The 19,052-nt window shown below is 67.4% G+C and carries 15 protein-coding genes; 13 read left to right on the top strand and 2 right to left on the bottom strand.

Annotated elements, in window-relative coordinates; all coding sequences use genetic code 11:
* The first annotated feature begins 157 nt into the window (after window positions 1-157).
* Both BLR49_RS06245 and malQ read left to right on the top strand, forming a co-directional pair.
* Window positions 158-388 carry a PTS sugar transporter subunit IIB gene (locus BLR49_RS06245; protein ID WP_092535095.1) on the top strand — a complete coding sequence of 77 codons (231 nt, stop codon included), beginning with the start codon at window positions 158-160 and terminating at the stop codon, window positions 386-388.
* Between the two features lie 281 nt (window positions 389-669).
* Window positions 670-2,832, top strand: coding sequence for a 4-alpha-glucanotransferase (gene malQ, locus BLR49_RS06240; protein WP_092535092.1), 2,163 nt, complete (start codon window positions 670-672; stop codon window positions 2,830-2,832).
* A 104-nt stretch (window positions 2,833-2,936) separates the two neighbouring features.
* Here malQ and BLR49_RS06235 read toward each other — a convergent pair whose 3' ends face one another.
* Window positions 2,937-3,401 carry a PTS sugar transporter subunit IIA gene (locus tag BLR49_RS06235; RefSeq protein ID WP_092535089.1) on the bottom strand — a complete coding sequence of 155 codons (465 nt, stop codon included), beginning with the start codon at window positions 3,399-3,401 and terminating at the stop codon, window positions 2,937-2,939.
* 33 nt (window positions 3,402-3,434) lie between these two features.
* The gene (pepN, locus tag BLR49_RS06230; protein ID WP_092535086.1) at window positions 3,435-6,023 is read right to left on the bottom strand and encodes an aminopeptidase N; all 2,589 of its coding nucleotides are present in this window, start codon (window positions 6,021-6,023) and stop codon (window positions 3,435-3,437) included.
* Window positions 6,024-6,311: 288 nt separating this feature from the next.
* On the opposite strand from pepN, the gene BLR49_RS06225 reads away from it, so the two are divergent.
* The 11 genes from BLR49_RS06225 to BLR49_RS06175 all read left to right on the top strand — a co-directional run bounded on the left by BLR49_RS06225 (window position 6,312) and on the right by BLR49_RS06175 (window position 19,024).
* Complete coding sequence (locus tag BLR49_RS06225) at window positions 6,312-7,379, top strand: substrate-binding domain-containing protein (RefSeq protein ID WP_092535083.1); 1,068 nt, start codon at window positions 6,312-6,314, stop codon at window positions 7,377-7,379.
* A 19-nt stretch (window positions 7,380-7,398) separates the two neighbouring features.
* Window positions 7,399-8,907, top strand: coding sequence for a sugar ABC transporter ATP-binding protein (locus tag BLR49_RS06220; protein WP_092535080.1), 1,509 nt, complete (start codon window positions 7,399-7,401; stop codon window positions 8,905-8,907).
* A gap of 33 nt (window positions 8,908-8,940) precedes the next feature.
* Complete coding sequence (locus BLR49_RS06215; protein WP_176765795.1) at window positions 8,941-10,029, top strand: ABC transporter permease; 1,089 nt, start codon at window positions 8,941-8,943, stop codon at window positions 10,027-10,029.
* On the top strand, window positions 10,022-10,996 hold the full coding sequence (locus tag BLR49_RS06210; protein WP_092535074.1) for an amidohydrolase family protein: 975 nt from the start codon (window positions 10,022-10,024) through the stop codon (window positions 10,994-10,996). The genes BLR49_RS06215 and BLR49_RS06210 overlap by 8 nt, the downstream gene beginning before the upstream one ends.
* A 1-nt stretch (window position 10,997) precedes the next feature.
* Window positions 10,998-11,933: a sugar phosphate isomerase/epimerase family protein gene (locus BLR49_RS06205; RefSeq protein ID WP_092535071.1), complete on the top strand. Its 936-nt coding sequence runs from the start codon at window positions 10,998-11,000 to the stop codon at window positions 11,931-11,933.
* Complete coding sequence (locus BLR49_RS06200; protein WP_092535068.1) at window positions 11,930-12,874, top strand: ribokinase; 945 nt, start codon at window positions 11,930-11,932, stop codon at window positions 12,872-12,874. Before BLR49_RS06205 ends, BLR49_RS06200 begins: the two co-directional genes overlap by 4 nt.
* 249 nt (window positions 12,875-13,123) lie before the next feature.
* Complete coding sequence (locus tag BLR49_RS06195; protein WP_092535065.1) at window positions 13,124-14,449, top strand: MFS transporter; 1,326 nt, start codon at window positions 13,124-13,126, stop codon at window positions 14,447-14,449.
* Between the two features lie 142 nt (window positions 14,450-14,591).
* The gene (locus tag BLR49_RS06190) at window positions 14,592-15,488 is read left to right on the top strand and encodes a DeoR/GlpR family DNA-binding transcription regulator (RefSeq protein ID WP_092535063.1); all 897 of its coding nucleotides are present in this window, start codon (window positions 14,592-14,594) and stop codon (window positions 15,486-15,488) included.
* On the top strand, window positions 15,485-16,552 hold the full coding sequence (locus BLR49_RS06185; protein WP_218121317.1) for an alcohol dehydrogenase catalytic domain-containing protein: 1,068 nt from the start codon (window positions 15,485-15,487) through the stop codon (window positions 16,550-16,552). Before BLR49_RS06190 ends, BLR49_RS06185 begins: the two co-directional genes overlap by 4 nt.
* 140 nt (window positions 16,553-16,692) lie before the next feature.
* Window positions 16,693-17,520, top strand: coding sequence for a class I fructose-bisphosphate aldolase (locus tag BLR49_RS06180; protein WP_092535060.1), 828 nt, complete (start codon window positions 16,693-16,695; stop codon window positions 17,518-17,520).
* A gap of 46 nt (window positions 17,521-17,566) precedes the next feature.
* Window positions 17,567-19,024, top strand: coding sequence for a xylulokinase (locus tag BLR49_RS06175; protein WP_092535058.1), 1,458 nt, complete (start codon window positions 17,567-17,569; stop codon window positions 19,022-19,024).
* Window positions 19,025-19,052: the final 28 nt, after the last annotated feature.

Raw genomic sequence — 19,052 nt, 5'->3', positions numbered from 1 at the left:
GGAGGCGGTCTGTGTGGCTCGTGGAAGCAGCTGCTCAAGCGCCGGGCGACGGCGGGGTTGGGCGGAATCGCCTCCGATCGGTGTCCCCGGCAATGCGCACTCGCGCCGTGAACTGCGATAAAGTGACGTCGAGCACGAAGTACAACGAGGAGTACGCATGAGCACTGCAGCTGAGATCATCGCCGGCCTGGGCGGGCGCGAGAACATTTCTGACCTGGAGCCCTGCATCACCCGCCTGCGGGTCGAGGTAATTGATCAGGACAAGGTCGACGAGGAGGCCCTGCGCGCCACCGGCGCCTTCGGCGTGGTCCGCTCCGGCCGGGTGGTCCAGGTGGTGGTCGGCCCCACGGCGGACGCGATTGCCCAGGAAATCGCTGAGCTCGACTGATCTGGGGTGGCCGGGGCGGGCACGCTCCGGCCGCCGTCGACGTGTCTCGTTCGACTTGGTTCGGTACGGGCGGGACGAGGCGGCCGACATGCGGCGTGGGCGACTGGCGTCGGCGCGGATCGTATGAAACGCTTGCTGCAAGAGATGTTCCTGTCGGCCGAGCCGACCGCGCAGTCGCCTAGGCGGGCAGGCGGGGCATCGTTTGAAACAACCTTCCCGCGCCCCATGCAATCGGGGACGCCCTCGCGCGCACGCGCGACCGAGCACAAGGCTGAACCGCAATGACCGAATCCACTGCCGCATCCGATCTCCCTGACGAGCGACTCAAGCAGCTCGCCGAGGCCCACGGGGTATCCACCGAGTACTGGGACTACCACGGCAACCTGGCCGCGCCCTCCCGCACCACGCTGGTTGCCGTGCTGGCGGCCCTGGGCGTCAGGGCCGGTGATGCCCAGGAGGTTGAGGACTCCCTGCGCGAGGCCGAGGTCGCCCCGTGGCGGCGCACCCTGCCGCCAACCGTGGTGGTGCGTGCCGGTGTGCAGGCGACCGTCCCGGTGCACGTGCCCGACGGCGCCCATGTCCAGGTGCACATCAGCCTGGAGGAGGGCGACACCCTGCAGCTGCTCCAGGCCGACGACTGGACCGCCCCACGTGAGGTGGACGGCGTTCTGACCGGGCAGGCCTCCTTCGTGATTCCCGACGACCTGCCTCTGGGCTGGCACACGATCATCGCGGACGTCGACGCCGTTCCGGCCGGTAAGGGCGCCTACTCGGCGACCGCCGCCCTGGCCGTCACGCCGGATCACCTCGACCTGCCCGCCTCCCTGGGCGGCCGCGGCTGGGGCGTGATGGCCCAGCTGTACTCCATCCGCTCCCGCGGCTCCTGGGGGATCGGCGACGCCGACGACCTCACCGAGCTGGCCGGGTTCCTGGGCGACGAGGGCGCCGACTTCCTGCTCATCAACCCGATGCATGCCGCTGAGCCCGTCGGCCCCATGACCCCCTCGCCCTACCTGCCGGTCACCCGACGCTTCGTCAACCCCATCTACATCCGCCCCGAGAACATCCTGGAGGTCTCCCGACTGTCGGGGCCGCGCCGCTCGCTGGTGCAGTGGGCGTATGAGGAGGTCGCCGACGCGAACCTCACCGCCGACGCCATCGATCGCGACGCCGCCTGGAAGGCCAAGCGCGAGGCGCTGGAGGTCATCTTCGCCGCGGGCCGCTCCCGGTCCCGGCAGCGCGACTTCGAGCGCTTCCGCGCCGAGCAGGGACAGGGGCTGGAGCGCTTCGCCCTGTGGTGCGCGCTCATGGAGAAGTACGGGAGCTTCGAGGACTGGCCCGACACCCTCAGGGACGCCACCAGCGCCTTCGTCGCCAACGAGGCGCGCACGCTCGCCGATCGCATCGACTTCTACGCGTGGCTGCAGTGGATCGTCGATGAACAGCTGGGCCGTGCCCAGGCCGAGGCGAAGGCTGCGGGCATGAGCCTCGGGCTCATGGACGACCTCGCGGTCGGTGTGCACCCCAGGGGTGCGGACGCCTGGGCCGAACCGGACGCCTTCGCTCCCGGCGTCGGGGTCGGTGCCCCGCCGGACATGTACAACCAGCTGGGACAGAACTGGTCTCAGCCGCCGTGGAACCCGGTTCGGCTGGCGGAGACCGCATATGCCCCGCTGCGGGAGATGGTCGGCACCGTGCTGCGGCACGCCGGCGCGCTGCGCATCGACCACGTCATCGGCCTGTTCCGGCTGTGGTGGATCCCCGACGGCCTGCGCGCCGACCAGGGCGCCTACGTGCGCTACGACCACGAGGCGATGATCGGCGTCGTCCTGCTGGAGGCCCACCGGGCGGGCGCCGTCATCATCGGCGAGGACTTGGGCACCGTGGAGCCGTGGGCGCGCGAGTACCTGGCCAGCCGCGGTGTGCTGGGCACCTCCGTGCTCTGGTTCGAGAAGCAGGAGGAGGACGGCATACCGCTGGAGCCGGGCGCCTACCGGCACCTGGCGCTGTCCACCGTCAACACCCACGATCTGCCGCCCACCGCCGGATACCTGGCCGACGAGCACGTGACCCTGCGGGAGCGGCTGGGCCTGCTCACCGAGCCCATCGAACAGGTGCGCACCGAGGCCCGCATTGAGCGCGAGCGCATGCTGACCCGGCTGCGTGAGCACGGATTGCTGGGGGAGAACCCCTCGGAGCGTGAGACCGTTGAGGCGCTGTACCGCTATGTGGTACGCACGCCGTCGGCGCTGGTCGGGGTGGCGCTGGTCGACGGCGTCGGCGAGCGCCGTGCGCAGAACCAGCCCGGCACCGACCAGGAGTACCCCAACTGGAAGATGCCGCTCGCGGACGGATCGGGCGAGGTCGTCCTGGTCGAGGACCTGCCGGACAATGTGCGCCTGGCCAGCCTGCTGACCTCCGTGCGGGAGGAGTTCCGCAGCTGAGCCTCGAGGGACCAGGCAATACGTAGTACGTGTCGGGGGCGGTCGTCATGGCGACCGTCCCCGACACGTACCGGCACCGGTTGCGAAGACGCTCGGGGTGCCGGTCAGTCGTCCCAGGTGAACAGGGGCGCCCCGGCGGCCACGCGGGCGCCCACGGCGCTGGGCGTGAGCTGTGAGGGCTTCGCCTGCAGCCCGATCACCGGCACGATCGGACTACGGCCGCCGGCCTCGACGGCGGCCGGGCACCAGGTGACCACCGGGTCGCCGGCGGTTACCCGGTCCCCCTCGGCGGCGTGCAGCGCGAAGCCGGCACCGCCCAGCTCCACCGTGTCCAGGCCCAGGTGCACCAGTACGTCGCGGCCCCCGACGCCGGTCACGATGAAGGCGTGCGGGTGGAGCTTGGCGATCGTCCCGCTGACGGGCGCGAGCGCGATGACCTGCCCACCGCCGGCGCGGTCCGGGTCGACGGCGAGTCCGGGGCCGAGCATGCCGCCGGCGAAGACGGGGTCCGGCACATCCGCGGCGGCCAGCACGGTTCCGGCCAGCGGTGCGGCCACTATCAGGCTCATAGCGGTTCCTCCAAGATCTCGTGCCGAGGCCCCTCAGCCCGCGACGGGCCGGGAACAGGCCTGAACGCTCAGCACCCGCCGGGTGTCGTCCAGGTTCTCCTGCACGATCCGGCGGAAGGCGGCGGGCGCGTCCGCGTGGGCGGCGAGCCAGTCCTCCAGCGCCGCCGCCGGGTCGACGTCGGGCAGGCCCACGGTGGCGCAGGACCACAGCCGGTACAGCAGGTTCTCGGCCATGTGGAAGGTGCGCGAGCTCCAGATGCCGTCAGCCTCCTTGACGTACTCGGAGACGTAGGGGACGAGCAGCTCGGGGGCGCGTTCGACCATGCTGAATCCGGCAAGCATCTTCACCTGCGTCTCATTGGGCAGGGCGGCGTTGTCGACCAGCTCGCGCCACGCGGCGGCCTTCGCCTCCGGCGTGGGCACGGCGGCACGTGCCTGGGCGGCGCGCTCGCGGCCGGTAGTGGTGCGGTCGCCCGCCTCCTCGGCGGCGATCTCCGGCTCGCCGCAGCGGCCGGCGGCGACCAGGCCCACCAGCAACTCCCAGCGCAGGTCCTGGTCCACCACCAGGCCCGGTAGCGCGGCGGAGCCGTCCAGCCAGGCGGCGACGGCGTCGAGCTGGGCGGGGGTGGCGGCGTGGGCGGCGACGGCGCGCACCAGCTGCAGCTGCTTGTCACTGCCCGCCTCGGCGGCGCGCGCCAGGTCGAGCAGCGTGTCGGTGGTGGCCGTGGCCGCGTCCCGGCGCACGGACGGCGGCAGGTAGGTCGACAGGCAGGTCGCCACCCGCGCCAACAGCCCCTGCACGACGCTGGAATGCGTCTCGGTGCGCAGCGCCCGCAGCGCCGCGGCGAGGAAGTCAGCCGCCGGGAACTCTGCGTCACGCACCATGTCCCAGGCGCTGGCGACCAGCAGCGAGCGCGGCAGCGAGGTGGTGAAGGCGTCCACGTGCTGCAGGCCGGTGGCGAGCGAGGCATCGTCCAGGCGCACCTTGGCGTAGGTCAGGTCCTCGTCGTTCAGGAGGAGGACGTCGGGGCGGGCGGTGCCGACCAGTTCGGGTACCTCGGCGCGCTCTCCGGTGACGTCGAGCTCGATGCGGCCGGTGCGCTCGAGGATCTGCTCCTGCGCGCCGAGGGAGTAGGAGCCCAGCACCACCCGGTGCGGGCGCTGCGAGGCGGGGGAGCCGGCCGGGATCTCCTGCAGAACGGCCGCGGAGGTGATCACGCCGTCGGCGCCGGTTTCCAGCTCCAGGCGCAGCGTGGTCACGCCCGCCTCCTGCAGCCAGACCCGCGTCCAGGCCGACAGGTCGCGGCCGGAGACCCGCTCCAGCTCGCCGAGCAGGTCGGCGAGGGTGGCGTTGGCGTAGGCGTGGGCCGCCAGGTAGTTCTTGATGCCGGCGAAGAAGGACTCGCGCCCCACGTAGGCTACCAGCGCCGACAGCACGGAGGCGCCCTTGGCGTAGGTGATGCCGTCGAAGTTGACCTCCACGTCGTGCAGGTCGTTGATGTCCGCGGCGATCGGGTGGGTGGAGGAGAGCTGATCCTGGTTGTAGGCCCAGTTCTTCTCCAGCACCTGGAAGGTGGTCCAGGCGTCCGTCCAGCGGGTGGCCTCGGCGACGGCGAGCGTGGAGCAGTACTCGGCGAAGGACTCGTTCAGCCACAGGTCGTCCCACCACTTCATGGTGACCATGTCCCCGAACCACATGTGCGCCAGCTCGTGGAGGATGGTCTCGGCGCGGCGCTCGACGCGCGCCTGCACGGGCCGGGAGCGGAAGATGTAGTCGTCGCGGTGGGTGACTATGCCGGCGTTCTCCATGGCGCCGGCGTTGAACTCGGGCACGAAGGCCTGGTCGTACTTGGTGAAGGCGTACGGGGTGCCGAACAGCTCCTCGTAGTAGGCGAAGCCGCTCTTGGTGATCGACAGGATCTCCTCGGCGTCCATGAACGCCTCCAGGCTCTTGCGGCAGTACACGCCCAGGGGGACGGTGCGGCCGTCGGGGGCGGTGTAGACGTCGGTGGCGCCCACATAGGGGCCGGCGACGATCGCGGTGATGTAGGAGCTGATGCGCTCGCAGGGGGCGAAGGCGAAGGTGTGCGTGCCGGGGGCCGCCGGTACGGGCACGGGGGTGGGGGAGTTGGACAGGACCGTCCAGCCGTCGGGAACGGTGACGGTGAAGCGGAAGGTCGCCTTCAGATCGGGCTGCTCGAACACGGTGTACACGCGGCGGGCGTCGGGCACCTCGAACTGGGTGTACAGGTAGGTCTCGCCGTCTGCCGGGTCGGTGAAGCGGTGCAGCCCCTCGCCGGTGTGCATGTAGGCGCAGTCGGCGACGACGGTCAGCTCGTTGTCCGCGCGCAGGTCCGCCAGCGCGATACGCGAGTCTGCGAACACCTGGCTCGGGTCCAGCTCGGTGCCGTTGAGCGTCACCGCGTGGACGACCGGGGCGATCAGGTCGATGAAGGTGGAGGCTCCCGGGTCGGCGGTGAAGCGGACCGTCGTGGTGGAGCGGAAGGTCGCATTGGTGGGGTCGGCGGCGCCGGACAGATCGAGGACGATGTCGTAGCTGTCGGTGGAGACGACGGCGGCGCGTGCCACTGCCTCCTCGCGGGTGAGGTTCTGACCGGGCACGAAAGCTCCTTCGGTGTGGTGAAACGGTAAGCCCGCCGCCCGCGGGGTGGGCGGGGCAACTGCTTGCGGTGATTGTCGCACCGGGTGCATGAGCATTGAAATCCTGCAGGCTGGTGACTCCGGATCCCCCGAGGGAGCGAAGATCACTGTGATCGGTCTGATCGCCTAACTGTTTCATAACGGATCGTTACTCGCATCTTGTGTGCCAAAGATGATCGGTGCGATCATTTTCTTACCAGCGCCAGCCGCAGTGAAGCGGGGCGCCTTCAACGAGGAAGTTGTGGTCACATGAACAGCCTTCGATTCAAATCACTCGCCGCACTGTGCGTCGGCACCCTGGCGACGGGGCTTCTCGCCGCCTGCTCACCCGCAGATGACGCCGGTTCGGATGCTGGAGCGGGCGGGGTCGATGTCGTGTCCCTGGTGGATGCGGATGGCAAGACACCCATCGAGGACATTGAGAACGAGCTCGGAGCCCCGACGGCCGGCTCGGACATCCGGTTGTGCTACATCACCAGAACCCTATCGAACGAGTACTGGAGCTTCGAACGCGATGGTTTCGAACAGGCGGCGCAGGAGTACGGCGTCGAGTACGAGACCTATGCGGTCACCGACGAGGCCTCCATCACCGAGCAGTTGGACAAGGCCCAGTCGGCGATGAAATCGGGCTGCTCGGCGATCCTGGCGTCCCCGATCTCAGCCACAGCGCTGGATTCCGTCTTCGAGGACGCGATCGGGAAGGGCATCCCTGTCATCATCCTGAACGATGCCGCGAGCAGTGTGAAGGGCACCGTCTACGTCGGACCCGACGCCACGACGATCGGTGCCACCGCCGCGGCGTACATCGCGGAGAAGCTTCCGAACGGTGGAAAAGTCGCCATGATCGAGGGAGATCCGGGGTCCTCCAACGCCCAGAACCGCGGCACGGGCTTCCGGGAGACGCTTGAAGCGGACTATCCGAACATCGAGCTGGTTGCTTCGACCACCGCCAAATGGGACACGGCACTGGCAAAGGACACTGCTGCGGGGATGCTCACCGCCAATGACGACTTGGCGGCCATCTATTGCCAGAACGACACCATGGCCCTGGGCGCGATGTCTGCTATCCAGGAGAAGGGGAAGCAGGGGGAGGTCATCCTGGTGGGAACCGACGGCATCCCCCAGGCCAAGACCGAGATCGCGAATGACAACGGGTACACGGCGACTGTCTCCGAGCGTCCGACCACAGAGGGCAGCAGCGGCGTCAAGGTGGCGCTGTGGATGCTCGCGGGGGAAAAGGTTCCCGCGTTCGTAGATGTTCCCGCCTTCATCGTGGATGAGGCGAACGTGAACGACTATCTGACCGGCATGCCGTGAGCAGTCCGGAGATGCGATCATGAGTTCTTCGGAGCCGCTGCTACGGGTCGAGGGGATCCGAAAGCAGTTCCCAGGGGTGCTGGCCCTGGCCGACGTGTCCTTCGAGCTGCATCATGGGGAGGTCCTCACACTCGCAGGCGAGAACGGCGCGGGCAAGAGCACATTCCTGCGTATCCTCAGCGGATCACTGCGTCCGGACCGCGGACGGCTGTCCATTGAGGGCACGGTCCGTAGCGAGTACACCCCTGAGTCCGCACGGCGTGACGGCATTGTCATCGCTCATCAGGAACCCGCCATTGTTCCTCAGCTCACGGTGGAGCAGAACATACTCATCGGATTGGGGCGCGCCGCCCGCAGAGCCGCGTCAGGCGCCGTGTCGGCCGCGATGAGCGACGTGCGCCGCATGGGGTTCGCGTTCGGTGCCGACCGGCCCATGAGGACTCTGAGCCCGGCCGAGAGGCACGCCTTGACGATCGCCAGGGCCTTCGCCTTCGGCGCGAGAATCGTGGCGCTCGACGAGCCTACGACCGCGATGGTGGAGCAGAACGCCACCGCCGTGATCGAACGTGTTCGGCAGCTGGCTCACGAGAAGAACATCGGCATCCTCTTCGTCTCCCACAAGATGAACGAAGTCATGAGGATCTCCGATCGGGTGGTCGTTCTGCGCGACGGTCGGGCGAGCTTTGACGAGAGGATCACCAACACGACATCCCGCGACATCGTTCGGGCGATGGTGGGGCGTGAGTTGCTCGACTATCAGCGTCCCAAGCGTGATCTTGAGGGTAGTGCGGTGCTGTTGTCTGTCGACGACGCCACTCATCCGAAGGGAGTCGGCCCTGTCTCCTTCGCCGTACGCGGCGGGGAGGTCGTGGGGATCTCCGGACTTGTCGGCTCTGGTCGTACCGAACTGCTCAGAGCGATCGTTCACGCGGATCCGCGCACGGAGGCGAAGGTGGGGATCGCCGGACGCGTCCGGCGCATAAGGAGTCCCGAAGACGCGAAGCGCGCGGGCATTGCCTTCATTCCCGAGGACAGGAAGAACCAGGGGCTGGTTCTGCTGACCTCTGCATACGAGAACTTCGCACTGCCGAATGGTGCGATGATGGGATCCCGAATGGGGACTGTTTCCCCGCGCAAACAGGTGGCGGCGGCGACGAAGCTGTCTGCCTCCGTCGACCTGAAACCCAGGAACGTCAGGGCCAAGGCGCGGGACTTCTCCGGCGGCAACCAGCAGAAGATCGTTCTCGGCAAGTGGCTTACTACCAATGCCCGTGTCTTCCTCTTCGACGAGCCGACGAAGGGGGTAGATGTCGGAGGGCGCGCTGAGATATACGCGCTCATCGATGACCTGACGCGTCAGGGCTGCGCCGTCGTCGTCGTGTCCTCCGACATGCCCGAGATCATCGCGCTCAGCGACCGCGCCCTCGTCATGAGGGAGGGGCGAGTGGTCGACGAGTTCTCGGGCAATGACATCACCGAACAAAACCTCGTCGCAGCCGCAGTCGGTGTCGATGACGATGCCGCCTGACGCGATGGCCCAACCTCTGGAATGAGAACGGATATGAACAGTATCAGCAGCGCCGTAGCAGCCTGGCGCTCCCGCATCAACGCTCAGGCGTTCACCATCGCGATCGCCGCCCTGGTGATCTACCTGGGGTTCGGCATACTCAACCCCCGGTTCCTGGGACTCGACAACCTGCGAGATGTCGCCATCTCTGCCTGCGTGAACGGTCTCATCGGCCTGGGCATGACCTTCGTCATCATCACCGGCGGCATCGACCTGTCGGTGGGCTCAATAGCGAGCCTGTCGGGCATGGTCAGTGCGGCGCTCATGGTCAACCAGGGAATGAACCCGTACCTGGGTTTCCTGGTCGGTCTCGTGGTCGGTGCGCTATGCGGTTTGGTCAATGGAGTTCTGGTGGCACTCGTGCGGCTACCACCATTCATCGCGACTCTGGGAACCATGTCGATATTTCAAGGCTTGGCGTACGTCGTGACCGACGGTTTGCCCGTGTACAACATACCCAAGCCATTCGTCATGATTCTGAACTCGCGAATCATGGGCGTGCCCACCTCGGTAGCGGCCGTCGCCATCTGCGCAATCATCTGCTGGTTCCTGCTCCGGCGCACCGTGTTCGGGCAGAACGTGATCGCAACGGGCGGCAGTGAGGAGACCGCCTGGCTCTCCGGAGTCAACGTCGCCCGCGTCAAGATCATGGTGTATATCCTGGCCGGCACCTTGTCCGGCCTGGGAGGGATGGTGGTCGTTGCCCGCATCTCGGCGGCACAGTCGGAGGCGGGGGCTCCCTACCAGATGACGGCGATCGCCTCCTCCGTGATCGGCGGCGCCAATCTGATGGGCGGCGAGGGCAGCATCGGGGGGACGATTATCGGCGCGCTGATTCTCGGTGCATTGACCAATGGCCTCGTGCTTCTCAGCGTCCCGAGCTTCTACGAGCAGATCGTCACCGGCCTCGTAGTGGTCGTCGCGGTCACCTTCGACCAAGTAGGGAAGAACTGGCCGGCCATGAGGCGCGGCACCAAGCGGCCCAAGCAGCTGGACGGGTCAACGGACGGAGCTCGAGAACCGGGGCTGCCGACCAGCGTGCCCGCAACGGAGGCGGACGCTTCAGGGGTCGACCATGATTGACGTGCCGGTAGTCGACGCGCACCACCACCTGTGCCGGCTCAGTGACGGTTATCCCTGGCTCAGTGGGGAGCCCATTCCGCGGTACCACGGCGACGACACGGCCCTGCGCCGCGACTACTCCATGGAGGACTACCGCGCAGACTGCGCCGGGATACCTGTGTGTGCGTCGGTTGTGGTGGAGAACGGTGCCGCCTCGCCGCTGCGCGAGGCGGAGTGGGTGGACGGGGTGCTCGCCGGCACTAACAGCGTGCAAGTCGCGAAGGCTGATCTGTTGGACCCCTCTGTGCCGGCACTGCTGGAGGAATATGCGGGGTTCTCGACCATTCGGGGAGTGCGGGACATCCTCAACTGGGATCCGGATCCCTATTACAGTCATCGTGCCCGTGACGGAATCATGAACGAGTCCGCGTGGCGAGAGAACTTCGCCAGGCTCGAGTCGTTGGGATTGTCCTTCGACCTCCAGATCTTTCCCAGGCAGCTGGTCGACGCGGCACGGTTGGCGGATGCGTTCCCGTCTACGCGAATCGTTCTCGATCACCTCGGGATGCCCATTTACCGCAACGCGGAGTATCTGCGGAACTGGGGGAGAGGGCTGCGTGAGCTCGCCCGGCGCGAGAACGTCTTCGTCAAGCTCTCCGCACTGGGGACAACGGATCACCACTGGACTGAGGAGTCGATAAGGGGGCCACTGCTGACGGCGATTGACGCGTTCGGAGTCAAGCGGTCGATGTTCGGCAGCAACTTCCCCGTCGATTCGCTCTACTCGGATATGCGGACGCTGTTCTCCGCATTCGCCGCAGTGGTCGCGGACTTCTCCGACGGCGAGCGGCGCCGGCTGTTCGCTGGCACAGCGACCGACTTCTACCGCATGGACGGTGGGAGACTCCAGAGATCGGTACAAGCAGGACATGGGGTCGGGGGGAGTGCAGGCCCTGGTGCGGATGCACTGATGGAACAGGATAAGTGATATGGACTACTCGGCTAGAATAAACTCATACATAAAACAGGGCGTGAGTGTTGAGGGAGCGCTCGCCGCGATAGCTGCGGTGGACGGCGTCGGGTACGTCGACCTCAACTACCCCGAGCACTTTGCGGACGGGCTCGACGTCGTTAGCGAAGCGCTTAAGCAGCATGGTCTGAAACTTAACTCGATCGCGGTTAGGTTCCGGAGCAGGTTCCGGGCCGGAGAGTTCACGGGGCCGTTGGCGGAGATCGCCGACGACGCTTATGCTCTGGTCGGTACCGGCGTAGATGTCGCGAGATTCCTCGGTAGCGACCTGGTCACCCTGTGGCTCGGGTACGACGGCTACGACTACGCCTTCCAGAAGGACTTCGTGAGTGCAACGGACCGGCTTGTGGATGTATACCGGCGGCTCGCCGACGAGCACCCTGACATGCGGTTCAGCATCGAGTACAAGCCCTATGAGGAACGCGTTCACACCATGATCCCCAGTAGCGGCTTCGTCCTCTACCTGCTTGAACGCATCGAACGCCCCAACGTGGGTGCAACTCTGGACTTCTGCCACATGATCATGGCACGCGACTACCCGGCGCACGCCGCGGCACTTCTGCTCGCGGCGGGCAGGCTCTACGGGATTCATCTCAATGACGGGTACGGGGGTAGCGATGACGGCATGATCGTTGGATCCGTCCATCTGTGGGAGACCCTGGAGCTGCTGTACTGGCTCAGGCGCGGCGGGTACCAGGCGCCGATCTACTTCGATACCTTCCCGGTGCGGGAGGATGCGGCGGGTGAACTAAGCGCAAACGTGGCGGCGACGAACAGGCTGCTGAAACTGTTGGAGAGCCGGGACGGGGAGCACATCCAGGAGGTTATCGAGTCTCAGGACGCGCTCCTGGGGGCGGCGCTGCGGTTGGAACTGTTGGGAGGAGGTCGGCAATGACTGCACCCACATCAACAAATCCGAATGTCACGGTCGTGGGCAGCCTCAACACGGACTTTACGGTGAGGGTGGAGCGACTGCCCAGGCCGGGAGAGACGCTCTGTGTGCCCGACGCAGTGATGAGCTTCGGTGGGAAGGGCGCCAACCAGGCGGTCCAGCTTGCCCGACTTGGACTTCCGGTGACCTTCGTCGGGGCAGTGGGTGCCGATGACCGCGGACGCGAATACGTCGACAGGCTGAAGCTGCTGGGTATGGAGATGCACGTCGCCCGGATCGATGGTGCAGCGACGGGTCTGGGCTTCGTTCACTGCATGCCGGATGGAACTGTGTCCTCCACCGTGATCGCCGGTGCCAACGCCCGCGTCACGGCGGCGATGATCGATGAAGCGCTCACCGAGGCGCCGCGGCCCGCGCTGATACTGACACAGAACGAAGTCCCGACCGATGCCGTCGTTGCGGCGGGACGCTGGGCGCGTAGGCATCAGGTTCTCGCCGTGATCAACGCTGCGCCTCATGTCTCGAACGGCGATGAACTACTCGGGCTCTTCGACTACTTCATCGTCAATGAGGAGGAGGCGCTGGGGTATGCGGGCCGGAACCGGGCCCCGCAGGACGTCGCGGGTTGGCTCGGACTGGCGGAGGGGCTGCGGAGGATCGCCCCGAACGTGGTCATCACCCTGGGCGCCCAGGGAGCCGTGTATGCGGGTCCGGGAGGCGTACTGGTGGTGCCGGCGCGCCGGGTCGATGCGGTGGACACGACCGGTGCGGGTGACTCCTTCGTGGGCGCCCTCTGTGGCGCCCTGGCCACAGACGAGACCATCGAACACGCGCTGGAGTGCGCAGCCCGCGCCGGCGCCATGACGACTCTGGGAGTAGGCGCTCAGGAGAGTATGCCGGAGGCGGGCCAAGTGTTCGGGGCAGCCGCGGCCGGGGCGGGCTGACCGACCAGACCCGCAGGGACCGATCCGAGCGATCAAGAAGCTGACATGGGCCCATCTCTGTGGGACAAAAGACCCACTGTCGGCTATCTCGAACGATCGAAGCGATCGAAAAAACGATCGAATAGATCGATCTGGGTTGACGCATCGGCTCGAGCGGGACGATCATGGCGTTGTTCGAACGATCGAAACGATCGCAATCAAGTCAGTCAATGATCGTAACGCTCATTGATGAGGTGCAAGGAGGTATCCATGACGGCTTCACCCAGAGTCCAGGTCCGTCGGCCGGGCAAGACCAACTGGCGGTGGATCGTCGCTGTTGTCTGCGCCTTCGGGCTCGCCATCAACTACATCGACCGTTCCGCGATCTCGGTCTCGCTGCCCTACATGACCAAGGACTTCGACATCACGCCGGGCGAGCAGGGCCTCATCCTGTCCGCCTTCTCCTGGTCGTACGCGATCATGCAGATTCCCGCCGGCTCACTGATCGACAAGTTCGGCGAGCGCGTGATGTTCGGCGCCTCGGTGTTCGTGTGGTCGGTGTGCACCGGCGCCACCTTCCTGGCCAGCAGCTTCGGCATGCTGTTCGGACTGCGTCTAGGACTGGGCATCGGCGAGTCTGGCGCGTATCCGGCCTCCGCCAAGACCGTGTCTCGGTGGTTCCCCCAGCGGGAACGCGCCCGCGCCACCTCCGTCTACGACTCGGGCGCGCGCATCGGCTCCGCCATCGCCACCCCCGTCATCGCCGGAATCATCGGCCTTTGGGGATGGCGCTGGGTGTTCCTGATCGCCGGGGTGCTCGGCATCCTGTGGGCACTTGGCTGGTGGGCTCTGTACCGCCGTCCAGAGCTGGTCGGGCGGATCGGCGAGGAGGAGATGTCGATCATCAACGAGGGCCGCGACGAGGAGGCACGCGAAGCGGCTGCGGCCGGCACCGAGAAGGCCATCCCGGTGCTCGTCCTGCTGCGCAAGCGGGCTGTGTGGGCCATGATGATCGGTTTCTTCTGCGTCAACTTCGCGGTGACCTTCTTCCTCACCTGGTTCCCCACCTACTTGGTTGACGAGCGCGGCTTCGACCTGCTCAAGCTCGGCCTGTTCGGGGCGATCCCCCCGATCTGCTCCATCATCGGCTCCTGGAGCGGCGGCCTGGTCAACGACGCCCTGCTCAAGCGCGGATGGTCAGTGACTCGTGTGCGCAAGACCTGCTTGGTGGTCGGCATGCTGCTGTGCGCCGTCATCGGAGCGGCGGCCTTCGTCCCGACGGCGGGCCTGGCTCTGGCGCTCATGTCGGTGTCTTACTTCGGCTCCGCGTTCACCATCGTCACCATCTGGTGCCTGCCCGCTGACTTCGTGCCTGCGTCCACCGTCGGCGTGCTGGGCGGTACGCAGAATTTCTTCTCCAACATCGGTTCGGCACTCAACCCGATCGTCATCGGCTTCCTGTACGGAGCCACGGGCACCTTCGGCCTGCCGCTGCTGCTGTCCGGGGCCGTATGCATCCTCGGTGCCCTGGTATTCGCCTTCATGCTCCCCAGGGTCGAGCAGATCGACTTCTCCCGGGACGTGGTCACCGTGTGAGACCAGGAATAGACGACCGGCCGGGTGCGAACCGGGCCGAGGCCAACGGCCTGGAGTGTGCACGCCGAGAGACACGCTCCACACAGGTTCATCGCCGCTGACACGACACGACGCAACCACAACAGCGAAAGGAGGTGGGACGATGCGGTCAGAAGCAGTCCTCAACGACCAGGGAGACGCCATGGCCATCACCGTTCGCGCAAACGTCGTAGCCGAGCCTCGCACCAAGGGGGAGCGGCGGCGCGCCCGACTCGTCGAGATGCTCAGCGAGGGATCGGACAAGCGCGCGTCGGTGAATGAGCTGGCCCAGGCCCTGGACGTATCGGTGGTCACGATCCGCAGGGACCTGGCGCTCTTGGAGAAGGACGAGATCATCTCCCGCACCTACGGGGGCGCCTCGCTGGCTCCGGGGCGGCGCGAAATGACCATGGCGCAGCGCGAGGTCTCCAACGTCGTCGAGAAGGAGGCGATCGCCCAGGTGGCCGTCTCCCTGCTGCATGAGGGCGATCTGGTCATCCTCGACGCCGGCTCCACCGCGGAGCGCATCGCCGCCGCCATCGACAACCGCTTCGAGCTCACCGTGGTCACCAACGGGCTGCGCTGCATCAACCGGCTGGTGGGGCAGGACCGGGTGCACGTGCTCGTCCTGGGCGGCAACCTGCGTGGCATCAACGAGACCATCTGCGGTGGCGACGCCGAGATGACCCTGTCCCGCATCTACGGGAACATCGCCTTCGTCGGCGCCGACGCCGTAAGCGCCGAGCGCGGCATCGCCTCCCGCACCTATGACCAGTCCCGGCTGAAGTCGATGATGCTGCGCCAGGCCACCCAGGTATACATCATCGCCGACTCCTCCAAGCTCGACGATGACACCGACTACCCGTACTGGTCCCCGCTGCCCCACGAATGGGGACTCATCACCGACGCCGGAGCGACTCAGGAGCAGCTTGACGCACTCGAGGAGCACGGCGCCACCACCATCCTGCTCGCCGGTGAGCAGGACACCCAGAACTCACGTAATCCCAAGGAAGAACCATGACTGTCAACACGACCGTCGACCTGAACGCCACCATGAGGAAGGCCGTACTGCACGCTCCGAACGACATGCGGATCGAGCAGGTTCCGATCCCGCAGCTTGAGCCGGGGGACGTGCTGCTCAAGGTGACCGGGGCCCTCCTGTGCGGCACGGACGTGCGCATCTACACCGGCCGCAAGACCCGCAACGTGACCCTGCCCTCCACGCTCGGGCACGAGTTCGCCGGGGAGGTGGTAGCCGTGAACGGGGAGCTGCCCGAGGGCGTGTCCATGGGCGACCAGGTCTGCGTCTACCCGCTGGTCCCGTGCGGTACCTGCTCCGCCTGCGCCAAGGGTCACCCCAACATCTGCCGCAACCGCGTCGCCTTCGGCTACCAGCTCGACGGCGGGCTGTCGCAGTACGTGCGAGTCCCCGCCCGGGCCCGCGAGAACCTCATCCCGATCAACAATGTATCCGCCCTGGAGGCCGCCATCGTCGAACCGGTCTCCTGCGCCCTGAACGGCCAGAACCTGGCCAAGGTCGCCGGGGCGGACACCGTCCTGGTGGCAGGGGCCGGCCCGCTCGGCCTGATCCACATCCGCCTGGCAAAGGCGCAGGGCGTCAGCCGGGTGATCTCCGTCGAGCCCAACCAGGCCCGCCACGCCATCGCCCGCGAGTCCGGCGCTGACCTCGTGCTGACACCCTCCGAGGACATCGCCGACCGCATCCGGGCCTTCGCCCCCGACGGCATCGACGTGGTCATCATGGCCATCGGGCGCCCCGAGGCCATGACCCCCTACCTGGGCGTGCTCGCCCCCGGCGCCCGCATCTCCGTGTTCGCCGGCTTCAACTCCGAGGCCAAGCTCGAGTTCGTCGCCAACGACATCCACTACAACGAGTACGAGATCGTCGGCGCCTCCTCCTGCCGCCTGGAGAACTTCCAGCAGGTGGCGCCGATGATCGACGACGGCCGCCTTGAGGTGGCCGACCTGATCGGTACCCAGCTGCCCCTGGATGACGCCGCCCGGGCCATCGACTTGGCGGCCTCCGGTGCCGACATGCGCGTCGGCGTCGATGTCTGGGCCTGAGGCCCGGCCCGTCCCCACACCCCATTCCGACTCGCGTCACCGACGCGAGCCCGGGCCAGCGCACCCTCTTCCGCTCAATCACACCCGACCGACCCGGCAGCTGACCGGGCCGTACAGGAACACACACAAGGAGAAACATCATGTCCATCTACTCGCTCAACCCCGTCGGCACCACCCCCGCCCTCGGCCGCCAATTGCGCCTGCGCCGCCTGCTCGGTGCGGACGGCCGCATGATGTCGGTGGCCCTCGACCAGGCCGTCCCGCGCGGCGTCGCCCCGCGCCTGGCCGACATCAAGTCCACCTTCAACCGGATCATTGCGGCCGAGCCCGACGCCTTCACCGTCTTCAAGGGCATCGCCGGGCACCTGCTGTGGGACAACGACGTCACCGTCCCGCTCATCATCAAGGGCTCCACCTTCTGCGTCGACTTCCACCCCACCTACGACGCCACCGTCGCCTCCGTCCACGACGCCATCCGCCTGGGCGCCGACGCGCTCGCCATCGGCATCTCCGCCGGCTCGGAGAACCAGGTGGCCATGCTGGAGATGATGGCGGCCACCACCGAGGAGGCCCACAAGTGGGGCATGCCGGTCATCTGCCACGCCTACCCCTCGGGGGAGCTGTGGGGTGACCGCAAGGGCTCCACCGAGTCCGTGGTCTACGCGGCCCGCGCCGCCGCCGAATGCGGCACCGACATCGTCAAGACCTGGTACACCGGCTCCGCCGCGGAGTTCAAGCAGGTCGTCGATGCCGTACCCACGCCCGTCGTCGCCGCAGGCGGCGCCCCCGCTCCCAAGCCCATCAACGTCCTGGAGCAGGCGGCCGCGGTGATGGAGGCCGGCGGCGTGGGCATGACCTGCGGACGCAACATCTGGCAGGCCGAGGACCCCGCCAAGATGGTGCGCGCCCTCAAGGCCGTGGTGCACGACGGCGTGGCTCCCTCTCGGGCCGCCGAGCTGCTGGACTGAGGCCTTGCGGCTCCCGCAAGGACGAGAGGCAGACGGAGGTTCAACGATGAGCACATTCGTCGGAATCGACCTGGGGACCTCGGCCACCAAGGCCGTCGTCGTCGACGCCGGTGGGGAGGTGATCGCCCGCGCCCGCTGCGCGCACCCGGCCTCCCGCTCCGTGCACGGCCGCGTGGACCCGCAGGCATGGGCACAGTCCATCCGCGGCGCGCTGGCCGAGCTGGGCCCGGCAGTGGACGGCGCCGTCGGCGTCGGCATCGACGTCCACTGCCCGGTGGCCGTGCCGCTGGACGCCGCCGGCAGGGCCTGCGGGCTGGGGGTGGTGTGGGACAACAACATCCTGCGCTACTACTTCAACCAGTACTCGCAGCGTCGCTCCGAGCAGGCCCTGGCGGCCACCGGGAACCACCCCTCGCAGTCGACCTTCATGGCCCTGGCGCACCCCTACCTGCGCAACCACGACGCCGACGCCTTCGCACGCATGACCACCTTCGGCATGGCCGGCACGTGGCTCGGCGCCCTGCTCACGGGCGAGACCGCGCTGGACCCCACCCAGGCCTCCTACTCCGGCATCTTCAATACGCTGGACCCGGGCCAGGGGTGGATTCAGGAGACCGTCGACCTGCTGGAGATCGACCCGGGCGCGCTCCCGCCGATCAAGCACGCGGTGGAGATCCTCGGTCAGGTCACGCCCGAGGCGGCCGCCGACCTCGGCCTGCCGGCCGGCATCCCCGTGTCGGTGGGCTCCGCGGACACCCCCGCCGCCTCCTACGCCCTGGGGACCAGGCCGGGCACCAAGCCCTTCTTCATCATGGGCACCACCCACGTGATCAACTCCTGCCTGGCCGCGCCGGACACGCGCGCCACTGCGTTGCAGCGCTGCGGCAACCGCCCGGGCGAGTGGCTGATCAACGGGGTGACCAACGGCGGCGACGCCCTGGCGACCGGGGCCCTGGTCACAGGCTTCGGCGGGGAAGGACGCGGCGTCGCCGACATGATCCGCACCGCCTTCGAGATCTCCCGGGAGGACGCGGTCACCGCCCCGTTCTTCATCCCGCACGTCATGCGGGAGCGGGGACCGCTGTGGTTCGAGGCTCCCTGTGCGCGGCTGATCGACATCACCCGCGAGACCAGCCGCGCACAAGTGGCCCGCGGCATCGTCGACGGCGTGCTGCTGGTGGACCGCATGGTGCTCGGCTCCTGCGTGCCCAAGGGCTCGGGCTCCATCTACGTCACCGGCGCCTTCGGGGCCGACGCGGCCTTCCCGCAGATGCTGGCCGACATCCTGGACGCCGACCTGGACCTGGTGGACGAGTCCTACCTTCCGGCCATCGGTGCGGCGGGCATGTGCGGCGCCACCGTGGCCGGACTGGTCCTGCCGGAGGTCGCCTCCCGGCGGGTGAGCCCGCGACCGGACTGGGTGGCCATCAACGACGACCGCTGGGACGCCTTCCGCGCCTCCTGGACCCAGGCCACCGGGCGCGAGCTGCTCCCGGAGATCTGACTGCCGCGGCCGCTCATCTTCAACTGTC

This window comes from Actinomyces ruminicola, from assembly GCF_900103885.1.
In the GTDB taxonomy this organism is placed as follows: Bacteria; Actinomycetota; Actinomycetes; order Actinomycetales; family Actinomycetaceae; genus Actinomyces; species Actinomyces ruminicola.
This window is presented reverse-complemented; position numbering and strand designations above follow the sequence as displayed.

Excerpts from the sequence above, each read along its gene's own strand:
- BLR49_RS06245 (WP_092535095.1), top strand. The coding sequence starts at position 158 with ATGAGCACTGCAGCTGAGATCATCGCCGGCCTGGGCGGGCGCGAGAAC.
- BLR49_RS06190 (WP_092535063.1), top strand. The coding sequence starts at position 14,592 with ATGCGGTCAGAAGCAGTCCTCAACGACCAGGGAGACGCCATGGCCATC.
- BLR49_RS06175 (WP_092535058.1), top strand. The coding sequence starts at position 17,567 with ATGAGCACATTCGTCGGAATCGACCTGGGGACCTCGGCCACCAAGGCC.
- BLR49_RS06195 (WP_092535065.1), top strand. The coding sequence starts at position 13,124 with ATGACGGCTTCACCCAGAGTCCAGGTCCGTCGGCCGGGCAAGACCAAC.
- BLR49_RS06200 (WP_092535068.1), top strand. The coding sequence starts at position 11,930 with ATGACTGCACCCACATCAACAAATCCGAATGTCACGGTCGTGGGCAGC.
- malQ (WP_092535092.1), top strand. The coding sequence starts at position 670 with ATGACCGAATCCACTGCCGCATCCGATCTCCCTGACGAGCGACTCAAG.
- BLR49_RS06225 (WP_092535083.1), top strand. The coding sequence starts at position 6,312 with ATGAACAGCCTTCGATTCAAATCACTCGCCGCACTGTGCGTCGGCACC.
- BLR49_RS06235 (WP_092535089.1), bottom strand. The coding sequence starts at position 3,401 with ATGAGCCTGATAGTGGCCGCACCGCTGGCCGGAACCGTGCTGGCCGCC.
- BLR49_RS06215 (WP_176765795.1), top strand. The coding sequence starts at position 8,941 with ATGAACAGTATCAGCAGCGCCGTAGCAGCCTGGCGCTCCCGCATCAAC.
- BLR49_RS06205 (WP_092535071.1), top strand. The coding sequence starts at position 10,998 with ATGGACTACTCGGCTAGAATAAACTCATACATAAAACAGGGCGTGAGT.
- BLR49_RS06220 (WP_092535080.1), top strand. The coding sequence starts at position 7,399 with ATGAGTTCTTCGGAGCCGCTGCTACGGGTCGAGGGGATCCGAAAGCAG.
- BLR49_RS06185 (WP_218121317.1), top strand. The coding sequence starts at position 15,485 with ATGACTGTCAACACGACCGTCGACCTGAACGCCACCATGAGGAAGGCC.
- BLR49_RS06180 (WP_092535060.1), top strand. The coding sequence starts at position 16,693 with ATGTCCATCTACTCGCTCAACCCCGTCGGCACCACCCCCGCCCTCGGC.
- BLR49_RS06210 (WP_092535074.1), top strand. The coding sequence starts at position 10,022 with ATGATTGACGTGCCGGTAGTCGACGCGCACCACCACCTGTGCCGGCTC.